Here is a 13,057-nt window from a genome sequence, read left to right as displayed (position 1 = left end):
AAGGATCTTGTAAGCATTGCGCTTGTGTGGGTTCAAGTCCCATCTTCCGCATTAAAAAACTCAGGTAAAAGTACCTGAGTTTTTTTCTTAAGAATCACAGCGTTTCCTGTCTCTAGACTTCAAAATCATTGCCTTGCTTTGGTCTGCTTCTAACTTATTCTATTTCGCTGATATCTTCAAGTGGTATTCTGCATCCATCTTCCAGCACAAGAATTTTTTGATATTCATCGATTTTTTTCACGATTCCTATTTTTGTCTTATAACTGCCACCACTTTTTCTTCCATCCGGAACATAATATACAAGTTGGATTTTCTGCCCCGGCTCTGACACAATTTTTTGAAGCTTCACATTCAATTGTTCTTTCATCTCTTCATCCAATTCCATACGTATATCTGTAACTCTTGCCGCCTCCTCGATTGCTGCCTGGTGTCCGGTCAGTGCTGCAAATGGTGCAAACTGTGCTGCCCGGTCTTCCACCGGCATAGGTTTATGCCTTTTCGAAACAGGATGTGGCAGATTGATAATATCTTCATAATTTAAATTTGTATTGTCCCTATCATATCCAGTCATTTTCCACCTCAATTTATTCGCCATTACTACGTTTCTATGCTTTGTGCCCGCCAATCTGACTATTCCTCTCAACAGCCGTGGCACCTTCTTCCAGATTCATACCTTTGAGGAGAGCATTTTTCCCAAATTTCTTTTTGATATCCAGTGCTGCATGCTGCAATTTCTTTTCCCGTTCCAGCTTCTCTTTGCGTTTCTGCTGTTCCTCTTCCAGGTGACTATAATCGGTAAATAAATCTAACTGTTCAAAAGAAGCCTTCTCTTCCGCCAGCGATTCATCGACAACATGATTTGCCGTAATATATACACGGCGTACGAAAAGGTCAGGATTCACGATTTTGTCATACAATTCCAGAATCATCTCGATCATCTCTATTGAAGAGGAAGTTCGGTTTTTCAGATTTGCTGTTCCATGTGCATGCTTGGGTACTTTTCTTCCATAGCGGTCCACCGTAATTTCCCCTTGATACTGTTTCTTTTTGTTTCCACTTTCCAGATTACCAATATCATAACCAACCGTCAGAACAAGCTGATCTGTCACAAGATGCTTATCCACCAGATCAAGTGCAAGAAGGTCTGTCATTTCCTTAATGATCAGTCTGGTCTGTTGAAAATCATATGGGCAATGCAGTACCTGTCCGGAACCAATGCTGTTACTCTCTGGTTTATAGGCTTTGACCTGAGCAATCGTACAAGGTTCCCACCCCCATGCATGATCAATGAGAAGCTCTGCATTTACCCCAAACAGCCGATACAGCAATTCTTCATTATAATAATCTGTTTCTTTTCCAATGGAACATCTCGCCACATCTCCCATGTTATAAATGCCATGAGACAAAAGTTTTTTTGCGTATCCCTGTCCGACCCTCCAAAAATCCGTAATTGGCTGATGCGTCCAAAGCAAACGTCTGTAACTGATCTCATTGAGTTCTGCAATTCTGACCCCATTATGATCTGGTTCCACATGTTTTGCCAGAATGTCCATGGCAACTTTACAAAGATACAGGTTCGTTCCAATTCCCGCAGTCGCAGTCATTCCCATTGTATCGTAAATGTCCCGGATTATTTTTGATATCAGTTCTTTCGCCGTCATTCCATATGTGTTCAGATAATCCGTTACATCACACATAATCTCATCGATAGAATATACATGGATATCTTCCGGTGCCAGATATTTTAAATAAATCTGATAAACCCGTGTACTATATTCCATGTAATGCGCCATTCTCGGGGTTGCTACAACATAATCTACAGCCAGATGCGAATTCTTTTCCAGTTCTTTCTTATCAAAAGAAGAACCGGAAAAACAATGTTCCGGTATCTGTCTTAATCTCTGATCATTCACTTCTTTTATACGTTGCACAACTTCAAACAATCTGGCTCTTCCAGGAATCCCATAAGTTTTGAGCGATGGTGACACTGCAAGACAAATTGTTTTCTCTGTACGGCTTGCATCTGCCACAACCAGATGCGTACCCAGCGGATCTAAGCCACGCTCTATACACTCCACAGACGCATAAAAAGATTTCAAGTCAATTGCTGCATAGATTCGGTTCTTTTCCACCGGTCACACCTCCTTATCTTATACAATCCATTTTACTTCTTATTCTTCAATACATATTTTCTAATATAAGAACAGGTCTTCTCTTCTCCCTCTTCTGCCAGCATCTTAAGCAATTGATGCAGAAGCTCTGCTGTCTCCGGATGAATCATCTTGCCAAGCCTTGCAGCACCTTTTTCATAGTATTCCAAAGGTGCCTGATTCGTATACTTCTCTTTCATATAATTCTTCGACGCTGCCACACGGTCGATAAACATTTCCACCACATATCTGACCGGCATCTTCATACCGATAATTCCTTCATTCAGATCAGTACTATAATCCAGCCAGTATTCATAGTGATGCCTGTTGCGCCCTTTGTGGTGTAGCCATGCCGCAGAATAACCTTTCACTTCCCGTTCTGCATTGTTAGGGCTTCTTGTTCCCTGATAGAACTTGCAGCCCACTAGAAATTCAGTTGGTGAATACTTGGACAGATCATGCAGAAGGCCCTGTTTATATAATCCAACTTTAAAACAACCTTGGCAGACAAGCCATTTATGGTGATTGATCGTCTTCAAATGTTGCAGTGCCTTCATACAGTTTCTCCTTTCCCAGATACAAGAACAACTATCTCTCGCTCATCCAATTCTATATTTCTCTGATTTTCCAACACAACCAGATCTTTTAAAATGCCTTCTTTCGTTGATGCTGCTCTGTACCATTTACGGCCTTTCTTTAATGCCGGCAACGCAAATTCGTGTTCCAGCCAGTGCATATTATAAGCCACAAAGCAATCTGCTTCTTCCTTATCCTGACTACTGTAATATATGCCGATCTGTCTGCTCGCCACTTCAGTTGACGCTCTCCATGCCATCTCTCCGTGATAGGATACGTCCGGAATTCCACAACCGCTTTGGTCTATTCCAAGCAGCTCTTTCTCCTGATGAAACAGCCTATATTTCTTCCGAAATTTGATCAACTGCTTCACAAACTGATACATCTCCTGTTCTTTTAACAGATTTCTCCAGTTTAACCAGCCAATCGGATTATCCTGGCAATAAACATTATTATTACCTTTCTGGGAATTTGCAAATTCATCCCCGGCAAGAATACACGGAACTCCCTGGGAAAGCAATAGCAAAAACAATGCATTTCTCATCTGGTTCTTCCGAAGCTCCAACACAGCTTTCTTTCTGGTCAGCCCTTCTGCGCCACAGTTCCAGCTATAATTATAATCCGGTCCATCCTGATTGTTTTCTCCATTCGCCTCATTATGCTTGCCATCATAGGACACAAGATCTTTCAATGTAAATCCAGTGTGAGTTGTAATACAATTATAAATACCTTCCAGATCCCATCGTTTTCTTGTCTGATACATCACATCCGTTACAACCCCTTCGTCACCTTTTAAGAAACGACGCATCACATTCTGATATTCTTCTGCGTGTTTTAAAATCCGGACTCCCGTAAGAATTGGATCTTTTAAAATGATATCCATCGGCACATTGTATGGATTCAGTATAAATCCATCCACATGATATTCCATCACATAATTTCTCAGACAGTCTGTCACCATCAGCCCGGAAATACCTTCTGCAAATGGCATCTCAAGCACAACTTCAATACCAGCCTTATGACAATACTTCACAAGATCTTTTAATCCTTTTACTCCATCACCGTCCTTGGCATAAGCACTTTTCGGTGCGAAATAATATCCCGGACCATAGCCCCAGTAATTTACCCGCATTCCTGCTTCTTCAAACTCATAGACAGGCATGCACTGGATCTGGTTAATTCCCAGATCTTTTAGATAAGGAATTTTCTCAATTACCCCTTGAAATGTTCCTTTGTTCTTCACTTTTGAATGAGTATCTTTTGTAAATCCACGGACATGTATTGCATAGGCAATCAGTTCTTCTTCCTTTATCCGTGGCGACTGATCTGCCTCCCAGTCGTAATGATCTTCATAAAATATACCGCGCACATTTTCTTTACTTTTTTCCGATATTTCTATGTTTTTAAACCATACTTCCTTTCCGGAAAGCGCCTTTGCATAAGAGTCCGTCACACGCTCGCCATCTATGTCATAATTATACTCATATGCCTCTTCCTTAAGTCCGTCAACCGCCATATAACACACCGAACCAATCCGGTCAGAAAAAACATAAGAAGCCAGCAAGCTGGCTTCTCCTTTCCGATAGAGCAGAAGCTTACATGTTTTCCCTTCCGGGACCTCCATGGCAAAATTCGCCCTTCCATTTTTATATGTCACACCCAAAGGCAATGGGCTGCCCGAAACTTTCTTCATGCTCTGTCCTTTCCGCTGTTACTGCCAGCCATCTACTCCGTACATGTCAACATTCTCCTGATTGATCATGAACACATTTTCTTTGATTTCCTTTTCATAATCTTTTCCATTTAAAATGTTAAGAACTGTATTTGCAGCATCTTTTCCCATACTGATTGGAGACTGTGCCACTGTTCCGGCAATCTGATTCTCTGTCTTTTTCAGTTCCTTCTTAATATCCGGAGAACCATCTACTCCATAAATGAGGATCTGCCCCTGCTCTGCTACATTCATAGCTGTTTTGGCACCGACTGCCATCTGATCATTTCCACACATAATTGCTACAATATCGGAATTCTCGCTTAAGATCTTCTGGGCTGCTTCCAGGGATTTTTGAAATTCTCCGCTTGTATCCTCTCTAGCCACAATTTCAAAACCATTTTCCGCTTTTGCCAGGGTCTCCTCGAACCCTGTGATTCTCTCATTCACAGAATTCTGTGTCGGGCATTCCAAAATTGCTACTTTACCTCCATCCGGACATCTCTTGATCAGATCTTCGCCACACAATACACCGGCATTATAATTATCAGATCCAATATATGCATCCACATAGTCCATCTCTTTTACCTGAGTATCTACATTGACAATCTTCACATCAGCTTCTTTTAAAGCTTCCAGCGAAGGGGTGATCTTCTCCCAGTCCACCGGACTTAAAATAATTGCATTGATTCCTTCGTCAATCATCTCCTGGATCTGCGAAGCCTGCATATCTGGGTCAGTCTTCGGATCCTTTACGATCAATTCACAATTCTTCCCATCCACTTCTTCTTTGATTGCACTTTCCAGTGTGAGAAAATATGGATTCTCCATATCAATCCCAGAAAATCCTATTTTCCAGCTTTCCTGTTCGTCCTTATCCTTTTCTTCTGTATTTTCATCTTTAGAAGCAGCATTATCTTCCGGTGTTCCTACATTCTTTTTACATGCAGTAAATGTAAGAGCACACAGCAGTATCAATGATAATATCCGCAATGCTCGTTTCTTTTTCATCTCTGTTTTATCCTCCTTGTGCAGCATAATGCTATACTTTGATTATTCATTACAATTCACCAAAGCCTGTGAACTGTAACTATTTTACAACATTTTTATGAATTTGGCTACTATCACTTGCCTTTTACATGCTCCTTTGTTACATTAGATATATACAATTTTAACAAAAAGGAGAATTCATATGTGTGAACATTGTCATGAGGAAGAATATAATGCCGTTATTCTGAATCTGGAAGACCAAGACCTGGAGTGCGGCGTTATCACCATTTTTGAGATGGACGGACAGGATTACATTGCTCTCTTCCCAATGGATGAGAACGGTGAGCCTGCTTCTGATGACGTCTATCTGTACCGCTATCACGATGACGGTGATGAACCGGAAATCGAATACATCGATGATGAAGATGAATTGAATGCCGCATCAGACTGCTTCGATGAATGGCTGGATGAGCAGGAGTTTTTAGACAGTGACGAGTAATTCATCAATAAAACGGGACGGGGTTTTGCTCTTCCCGTTTTTTTCTTTTACATAAGTGATAAAAAGCTTTTTCTTCGCCCGTGTCATAGCCACATAAAAAAGTCTTCGCTCTTCTTCTAATTCTTCTGGTGTCCCTGCTTTTTTATATGGTGTCACTCCTTCATTACTTTCAATCACAAAAACAACTTCATATTCCAGACCCTTTGCTCCATGCATCGTCAGACACGTTACTCCGTCACCGGTGCCATTGCCTCGCTGTTGCCGTTGCATTTGCAAGGTATGCTTATATTCTTCTACATGCGCAAGCCACTCTGGCAAAGTCTGAAATTCCTTCGTCCGCTCCTGAAGTTCATCCATGATTTCTTTTAATTCTGAATACTCCATCTGATGTCCAAGAGCATATTCCTTTAGAAATTCATCATACCCGATACTCTTACGGATATATTGAATTGCAGCATAAGGCGTCTTTGTGCGAATCATCTTCATATCCCACTCTAACTGATCAATTCGATCCTGCATCCACTCTTTATCACAGTAGAAACGTCTCAACGATTCATAAGTAACCGGTGTTTCTTCCATACAGCCACGGCTCAAGTAACGCTTCGGCCGATTAGCGATCTCCAGGAAATCTCCCCGGTCGTAAGTTCCAACTGCCAGCCGGAAATAGCAGTTCATATCCGTACACACAAAATGTTCATACAGATGATGAATCCTCTCCTTCATGGAAAATGGAATCTGATACTGGGTAAATGTCTCTGCCAGCACCCGTGCATCTTCGCCTGTCCGGTACAATACAGCCATCTGCTTAAGATCGACTCCTTTTTTCATATACTTTTGAATCTCTTTTAAAATATATTTACTTTCATCAAGCGGATCCAGTGTCTCCTGCACATGCACAGTCTCCTGCGCTTCCCGAAATGGCTGGATTTTCTTCTCATACCGGTCTTTATTATGCCCGATCACACGAAGCGCACCTTTCACAATATGTGCGTTAGAACGATAATTAATATCCAGCAAAATACGCTTTGCCTCCGGATAATCCTGCATAAAATCTTTCATGATTCCTGGTTTTGCACCGCGGAATCCATAGATAGACTGGTCATCATCCCCAACAATGAACAGATTATTCTCCGGCGCTGCCAGCATACGGATGACATCATACTGCACCTGGTTAATATCCTGGAACTCATCTACCAGCACATAGTGATATTTTTCCTGCCACTTTGCAAGAAGATCCGGTCTTTCAAGGAATAATTTTCGACACCAGATCAACATGTCTTCAAAATCAAGTTTTCGGTATTTTTTCTTTTCTGTCTCATAAATCCGGTAAAGCTCCCGGAATTTATCTTTCGGAAATCTTCTGGATTCATAAAACTCAATATCGACTGCATTATTTCCTACATTTCCAATCTCTTCCGATAGCTCCTGAAGAAAATCTGCTTCCTGGGATTTTTCGGTCTGTTCCCAGTCCATTTGTTTTAATATTTCCTTTAAAAGTTGATTTTTTTCTTCTTCGGACAGAATATTACTCCGATCCAATTTATACGCCCATTTCAAAATTCCGTAAAAAATACCATGAAATGTTCCAAATGTGACGGGAAGCCTTCGCCCTTCCATGACATATTGAAAACGATCTCGCATTTCTCCTGCCGCATATTTCGTAAAGGTAATGACCAGAATTTCTTCTGGTCTTACCTTATATACTTTAATCAGATATTCAATTCTTTTTGCAATCGTAAGAGTTTTTCCCGAACCGGGACCAGCAAGAACCAGACACGGTCCTTCCTTATGAGAAACTGCCTCTTTTTGGGCTTTATTAAGACTCATAGACTCCCCTTATCTTTCCAGTAATTCAATACCTTTCTGAATTCTCTTAAGAGACTCTTCTTTTCCGAGAATCTCCATGATTTCCGTTGCTCCACCCGGTGTACTCTGCTTACCAGACACAGCAGTACGGATTGGCCACATAACATAACCTGTTTTGAAACCTTTTTCGTCTACATAAGATTTCAAGACTTCAAACAAAGCATCATTGCTGAAATCATCCTGTTTCTCAAGAAGTGGATATATCTCTTTTAACACTTCCAAAGCCTTTTCTTCATTTGTCTTCATTTTCTTATGGCAATACATTGCTGTATCATATTCTGGGAGTTCTTCAAAGAAGTCAATCTGCTCTTTGATATCCGGGAAGATTTCAATTCTTGTCTTAACAAGTGCTGCAATCTTCTTAAGATCATAATCTTTTGTAACAACTTCTTTGATATATTTTTCAGCTCTCTCAAAAAACTTATCAAAATCCATAGCTTTCAAATACTCGCCATTCATCCATTTTAATTTCTGAATGTCAAATACTGCCGGTGATTTGCTCATATTATGGTAATCAAACTCTTTTACAAGTTCTTCCAGAGAAAATATCTCCTGGTTTCCTTCCGGACACCATCCAAGAAGTGCAACATAGTTAATAACTGCCTCTGTCACAAACCCCTGCTCGATCAGGTCTTCATAAGATGAATGACCACTTCTCTTACTTAACTTCTTATGATTCTCGTCTGTAATCAGCGGACAGTGTACATAAATCGGTACTTTCCAGCCAAATGCTTCGTAAATCTTATTATACTTTGGTGAAGAGGAAAGATACTCGTTACCACGCACGACATGTGTAATCTCCATCAGATGATCATCTACGACATTTGCAAAATTGTATGTCGGATATCCATCGGATTTGATAAGGATCAAATCTTCCAATTCTTTATTCTCTACAGTAATATCTCCATAAATCTCATCATGAAATGTTGTGGTTCCCTCTGTCGGCATATTGAAGCGGATAACATAAGGTTTTCCTGCTGCAAGATTTGCCTCAACTTCTTCTTTGCTAAGGCCAAGACAGTGTTTATCGTATGCTACAATTTCTGTCCCTTCTTCTGATACTTTGCTCTTTAAGGAATCCAGTCTTTCTTTGTCACAGAAACAATAGTAAGCTGCTCCTTTGTCAATCAGCTGTTTTGCATATTCCAGATATAAGCCGGAAGCATTACGCTCACTCTGAACATATGGACCATGTCCCATATCTTTATCTGGTCCTTCATCGTGAATCAGGCCTGTCTCCTGCATCGTACGATAAATAATATCAACTGCTCCTTCCACATAACGTTCCTGGTCTGTGTCCTCAATACGAAGCATAAAATCCCCGTCTTCATGTTTTGCGATCAGATATGCATACAGTGCTGTACGCAAATTTCCCACATGCATTCTTCCTGTAGGACTTGGTGCAAATCTTGTTCTTACTTTACTCATTTCTCTATACTTCTCCTAATTCTTTTAATATTTTCTCTAATGTAATATCCACCCGCTCTGAAACGAGAATATCTGCATATTTATCTGAAAAATGTGGTTCCGGATTGACCACGATCAGCTTATCTCCTTCATAATAATTGATAAGCTGTGTACACAGATATGTCTTCAGGTTCGTTCCAAGAACAAGCAGAACATCCGCTTTTTGGACTTCATCGGCTGCTTTTGTGATCACTGCGTTGTCTACCTTCTCCCCCATCAGACACACACCTGGACGAATTGGTGCATTACATTCCGTACAAAGAGGAACTCTCTTTGCCTCCCGGATATATTCCACCGGATATTTTTTTCCACAGTGCGGACAGTAATTCTCATAAACACTGCCATGCAGATTAATCACATTCTTACATCCTGCTCTCTCCGGCAGACCAAAAACACGTCTTGTGATAATTGTCTGAAAAAGTCCTTTTTCTTCCAGCTCTGCCATCTCCAGATATCCTTTTCCTGGCGGTATATCAAGGGCGCTTAACAGTTCATTACGATAAAATTCAAAAAACTGTGGTTTTCTGGTCGAATAAAATGCACTGGTGAACATCTCATCTACTGAGTAGCCATACTTTTGTTCAATGTCATAGGATTCTTCTCCATCGCGGATAGCCGGATATCCATTCTCCTGTAACATCTCAAATCCACTGAGTACAGTTGTATATTTACTTTCCTTTAGAATCTTCAAAAGATCTTTTCCAACCATAAAAATACCTCCTATTCTCAAGTCCTTGAACTATTTTATCACATATTCCCATGGTTCTTCAACCTTTTCCGCTTTCTCTTTGCTCTCCAGTAACGAATCTGGAATACATCTCTTGGAATTGATACAACAAAAATAATTCCCAGTACAATGGCAAATGCAATTTTCACTGCCTCTAATCCCTTCACAGCTGCCAGTGACATCTGACCTGTCACAAGGTAATATGCTGTATAATATATTCCGGCTCCCGGAACAAGTGGAATAATTCCGGAAACCAAAAATATCGTAATCGGGCATTTTTTCCGTACCGTCAAAATCCTGGAAATCAATACTACTGCCAATGTTCCTACAAAGGACGCCAATGCCACAGTTGTCACCTGACACATTGCCAGATACAAAAGCCACCCTGCCATACCGGTAATTCCACATGCTGTATAATATTGCTTCGGTACATTGAAAAGAACTGCATATGCCAATGTCGCCAAAAATGATTCTACGATTGCAAGAATTGTTGTTGTAATCATCGTAAAATTCCTCCCATCATCGTATTATAAATACTAAGAGTCACTCCGACTCCAATGGCAATATATACGAATACAAGCAGTGCATCGATCATCCGTACAAGCCCTGACAGAAAGTCTGTATCCGCAATATCACGGATTGCATTGACAAATGCCACTCCCGGGATCATCGGCATAATTGCTCCAACCATCATACCATCCAATTTCAATATCGGCAGAAACGGTATATGCATAAATGCAAGTGCCAGCACCGTCATGATCACGCCTCCGACAATATTTACAATAATTTTTGAAAGGTTGTGCTTTCCGGCAAACAGCACCCACACATATGATAAAAAACCAATTAAAAATGCAGCCACGGCTTCCAGAACACTTGACCCTAACATCAACGCAAATGTTCCACTGGCAAGCCCCGCCGCCATATATTGAAACCACCGTTTCTTCGGTGGAATCTTCTCAATCTTTTCCAGTCTCTCTTCTGCTTCTTCCAGTTTCACACATCCCGCTGAGATTTCTCTGGAAAGCTCATTGACCTCTGCTACAATTCCCAGATGGGAAGAAGAAAGTGGTACATGATTCACTTTTGTATAAGCTTCGCCATTCTCATTCTCTGCACTTACAAAAATACCATGGCTCATAGAAAAAATATCAACATGATTCACATGAAAACGTCCACATATTCTCTTAATCGTCTCTTCTACACGAAAGATTTCACCTCCGTTTTTCAAAAGTATCCTTCCCGCATGCATAGCCATATCAACGACACGTTTCACATCTAATACCACATCCAGATTCTTTTTTAGATAAATCATATCGGTCAATTGTATTCCATTTTCATAAATCGGTTTCTCATAATGATCTACAAAAAAATTTGCAACGATATGTGAATTAACAAATCCACATTGTTTATAAAAATCAAGCGTATTCGAATTGTTCCCTGTACCGACATACATAACATCACAGGTCACACTGTAATATTCAGAAAGATAATTGACCATATAAGTCCCATATCCCTGTCTTCGATATTCCTGTGCAGTGACCAGATTCTTCAATTCACATCGTTTGTTTTTCATATGTTCCACAACACCGATTGTCAGCACTTCACCGGCATCTTCCAGCACAAACATATCACTTTTATCCAGATACCGCCGGATCATATTCTCCTGCGGATCTGCAATCAGGAGCATTTCAAGATAATTATCTTTATCTTCAGTAATCCGTCTGATCTCCATAGGCCTTCTCTCCTTAATATTCTCTGTAGTTCCTGTTTGTTTTACAAATTCCCAATTATATCTGTCAGAGAATCCGTCAGTTACAACAATCTGCTATAAGTAAACAGCGCCAATATACTCTTCCAAAAATGTTCTGTATACTGACGCTATTATATCACTGGATTAATAAAATAGATAGTTGTTTTTTTTTATATACAATTTTATATCATGTATTTTTTCACGAACAACCTGGCATATAAACATATGCTTTCCGGTTATTTACAAATTCTTGCCTGTGGCATACATGCAAGGCTTCCATCTGCATGATATAAAATACCAAACTCACTATAATATGCCGGATTTCCATTTGCAACTTGTATGAAATCCACATTTTCCAAACAGTCAAAAAGTCCGTCATCCATATGCACAATATTTGCTGGAATATAGACTTCTTCTGTCTCATTCTTCAGGGAACTGTCTGAACGCTCAAATACATCTGAACGGATTCCTTTACATCTTACATCTGTTGGAAATGCTAATACTCCATCTGGTGCACCACTTAAGATTTCTGTCACATACCCTTCTGAGTCGATCTTCATTCCGGAAATTTCTATATAGACCGGTTCTTCTACGACATTCTCATTATCTGTAATCGGATAGACAATTGGCTGTTCTATGATTCCCGATACCAGATCAGAATCATCTCTTTTATCTAGAATCGGAACTGATATATCCGAATAATCCATCATGTTTTCTCTGCTAACTGATTTTCCTGTACATGCTATATTCTTTGTCACAACAGTATGCTTTATTTCTCTGTTTTTCATCCTACATAAATCCGCATAATTTCTTCTTGCACTTAAACTCCCAAGAATATTCTTTTCCATTGTCAACATCGAAATCTTTTGTCTCAATTCACTTGAACACACATTTCCATATGGTAATGCTTTTGTATCCGTATTCACGACTTTTCCCATTCCATTGATTTCCTGAGCAGTGTTAAAATCTGTAACATAAGTCAACGGATTAAGTACTCCAAACACCATCACAACCGCGATTGCAAATGCCAACACAAATCTCTCCGTCCTTCCGGAACTTTTCTTTAGAATATTTTCCATATTCTATTCCTCTCTTTCTCATCCTGTTTCTGATAGAGCTATCCCCAACATGTCTTTGTTTTGTCCATTATAAAACAAATTTATAAATTTGTATACAAAAAGGAAGTGGCAACTCGCCACATTTTACATGTTGACAAATCACCACTTTCTTTTATTTCATATACACCTTAAAATTAACTGTAATTAGTTAATGTATCCGGCTTTCTTAAGCTCTTCATGAGCTTTCTCAAGGTTTGCATCTG

The 13,057-nt window shown here is 40.0% G+C and carries 12 protein-coding genes; 1 reads left to right on the top strand and 11 read right to left on the bottom strand.

Annotated elements, in window-relative coordinates; genetic code table 11:
* Positions 1–154: 154 nt before the first annotated feature.
* The 5 genes from LI164_RS15000 to LI164_RS14980 are packed head-to-tail and all read right to left on the bottom strand — an operon-like array spanning position 155 to position 5,448.
* Entirely contained in the window at positions 155–571 is a 417-nt protein-coding gene (locus LI164_RS15000) for a YolD-like family protein (protein WP_040015303.1), read from the bottom strand.
* 34 nt (positions 572–605) lie between these two features.
* Positions 606–2,132, bottom strand: a complete 1,527-nt coding sequence (locus tag LI164_RS14995; RefSeq protein ID WP_005331213.1) for a DNA methylase — start codon at positions 2,130–2,132, stop codon at positions 606–608.
* A 32-nt stretch (positions 2,133–2,164) separates the two neighbouring features.
* Positions 2,165–2,707, bottom strand: coding sequence for a DUF5662 family protein (locus LI164_RS14990; RefSeq protein ID WP_005331219.1), 543 nt, complete (start codon positions 2,705–2,707; stop codon positions 2,165–2,167).
* Positions 2,704–4,419 carry an alpha-amylase family glycosyl hydrolase gene (locus LI164_RS14985; RefSeq protein ID WP_005331221.1) on the bottom strand — a complete coding sequence of 572 codons (1,716 nt, stop codon included), beginning with the start codon at positions 4,417–4,419 and terminating at the stop codon, positions 2,704–2,706. The genes LI164_RS14990 and LI164_RS14985 overlap by 4 nt, the downstream gene beginning before the upstream one ends.
* A gap of 18 nt (positions 4,420–4,437) precedes the next feature.
* Positions 4,438–5,448 carry a sugar ABC transporter substrate-binding protein gene (locus LI164_RS14980; RefSeq protein ID WP_040015304.1) on the bottom strand — a complete coding sequence of 337 codons (1,011 nt, stop codon included), beginning with the start codon at positions 5,446–5,448 and terminating at the stop codon, positions 4,438–4,440.
* 181 nt (positions 5,449–5,629) lie between these two features.
* Between LI164_RS14980 and LI164_RS14975 the strand changes: the two genes are divergently transcribed.
* Positions 5,630–5,926 carry a DUF1292 domain-containing protein gene (locus LI164_RS14975; protein ID WP_005331225.1) on the top strand — a complete coding sequence of 99 codons (297 nt, stop codon included), beginning with the start codon at positions 5,630–5,632 and terminating at the stop codon, positions 5,924–5,926.
* Here LI164_RS14975 and LI164_RS14970 read toward each other — a convergent pair.
* From LI164_RS14970 to LI164_RS14945, 6 genes are all read right to left on the bottom strand, one after another.
* Positions 5,909–7,753 carry an ATP-dependent helicase gene (locus LI164_RS14970; RefSeq protein WP_005331226.1) on the bottom strand — a complete coding sequence of 615 codons (1,845 nt, stop codon included), beginning with the start codon at positions 7,751–7,753 and terminating at the stop codon, positions 5,909–5,911. The two genes, LI164_RS14975 and LI164_RS14970, sit on opposite strands and share 18 nt — an antisense overlap.
* A 9-nt stretch (positions 7,754–7,762) precedes the next feature.
* Positions 7,763–9,220, bottom strand: coding sequence for a glutamate--tRNA ligase (gltX, locus tag LI164_RS14965; protein ID WP_005336823.1), 1,458 nt, complete (start codon positions 9,218–9,220; stop codon positions 7,763–7,765).
* Between the two features lie 4 nt (positions 9,221–9,224).
* Positions 9,225–9,968 carry a Sir2 family NAD-dependent protein deacetylase gene (locus tag LI164_RS14960; protein WP_005331228.1) on the bottom strand — a complete coding sequence of 248 codons (744 nt, stop codon included), beginning with the start codon at positions 9,966–9,968 and terminating at the stop codon, positions 9,225–9,227.
* Positions 9,969–10,006: 38 nt separating this feature from the next.
* Positions 10,007–10,489 carry a threonine/serine exporter family protein gene (locus tag LI164_RS14955; protein WP_005331229.1) on the bottom strand — a complete coding sequence of 161 codons (483 nt, stop codon included), beginning with the start codon at positions 10,487–10,489 and terminating at the stop codon, positions 10,007–10,009.
* A complete protein-coding gene (locus LI164_RS14950) occupies positions 10,486–11,718 on the bottom strand; it encodes a GNAT family N-acetyltransferase (protein WP_227087341.1) in 1,233 nt (410 codons plus the stop codon). Before LI164_RS14950 ends, LI164_RS14955 begins: the two co-directional genes overlap by 4 nt.
* Positions 11,719–11,972: 254 nt before the next feature.
* On the bottom strand, positions 11,973–12,815 hold the full coding sequence (locus tag LI164_RS14945; protein ID WP_005331231.1) for a hypothetical protein: 843 nt from the start codon (positions 12,813–12,815) through the stop codon (positions 11,973–11,975).
* Between the last annotated feature and the right edge of the window lie 242 nt (positions 12,816–13,057).

The sequence above is a fragment of the Dorea sp. 210702-DFI.3.125 genome (genome assembly GCF_020560945.1).
Classification (GTDB): domain Bacteria; phylum Bacillota; class Clostridia; order Lachnospirales; family Lachnospiraceae; genus Dorea; species Dorea formicigenerans.
The sequence above is the reverse complement of the archived record's forward strand: the minus strand, read 5'-3'. Positions and strand labels throughout refer to the sequence as shown.

Excerpts from the sequence above, each read along its gene's own strand:
- LI164_RS15000 (WP_040015303.1), bottom strand. The coding sequence starts at position 571 with ATGACTGGATATGATAGGGACAATACAAATTTAAATTATGAAGATATT.
- LI164_RS14990 (WP_005331219.1), bottom strand. The coding sequence starts at position 2,707 with ATGAAGGCACTGCAACATTTGAAGACGATCAATCACCATAAATGGCTT.
- LI164_RS14985 (WP_005331221.1), bottom strand. The coding sequence starts at position 4,419 with ATGAAGAAAGTTTCGGGCAGCCCATTGCCTTTGGGTGTGACATATAAA.
- LI164_RS14980 (WP_040015304.1), bottom strand. The coding sequence starts at position 5,448 with ATGAAAAAGAAACGAGCATTGCGGATATTATCATTGATACTGCTGTGT.
- LI164_RS14975 (WP_005331225.1), top strand. The coding sequence starts at position 5,630 with ATGTGTGAACATTGTCATGAGGAAGAATATAATGCCGTTATTCTGAAT.
- LI164_RS14970 (WP_005331226.1), bottom strand. The coding sequence starts at position 7,753 with ATGAGTCTTAATAAAGCCCAAAAAGAGGCAGTTTCTCATAAGGAAGGA.
- gltX (WP_005336823.1), bottom strand. The coding sequence starts at position 9,220 with ATGAGTAAAGTAAGAACAAGATTTGCACCAAGTCCTACAGGAAGAATG.
- LI164_RS14960 (WP_005331228.1), bottom strand. The coding sequence starts at position 9,968 with ATGGTTGGAAAAGATCTTTTGAAGATTCTAAAGGAAAGTAAATATACA.
- LI164_RS14955 (WP_005331229.1), bottom strand. The coding sequence starts at position 10,489 with ATGATTACAACAACAATTCTTGCAATCGTAGAATCATTTTTGGCGACA.
- LI164_RS14950 (WP_227087341.1), bottom strand. The coding sequence starts at position 11,718 with ATGGAGATCAGACGGATTACTGAAGATAAAGATAATTATCTTGAAATG.
- LI164_RS14945 (WP_005331231.1), bottom strand. The coding sequence starts at position 12,815 with ATGGAAAATATTCTAAAGAAAAGTTCCGGAAGGACGGAGAGATTTGTG.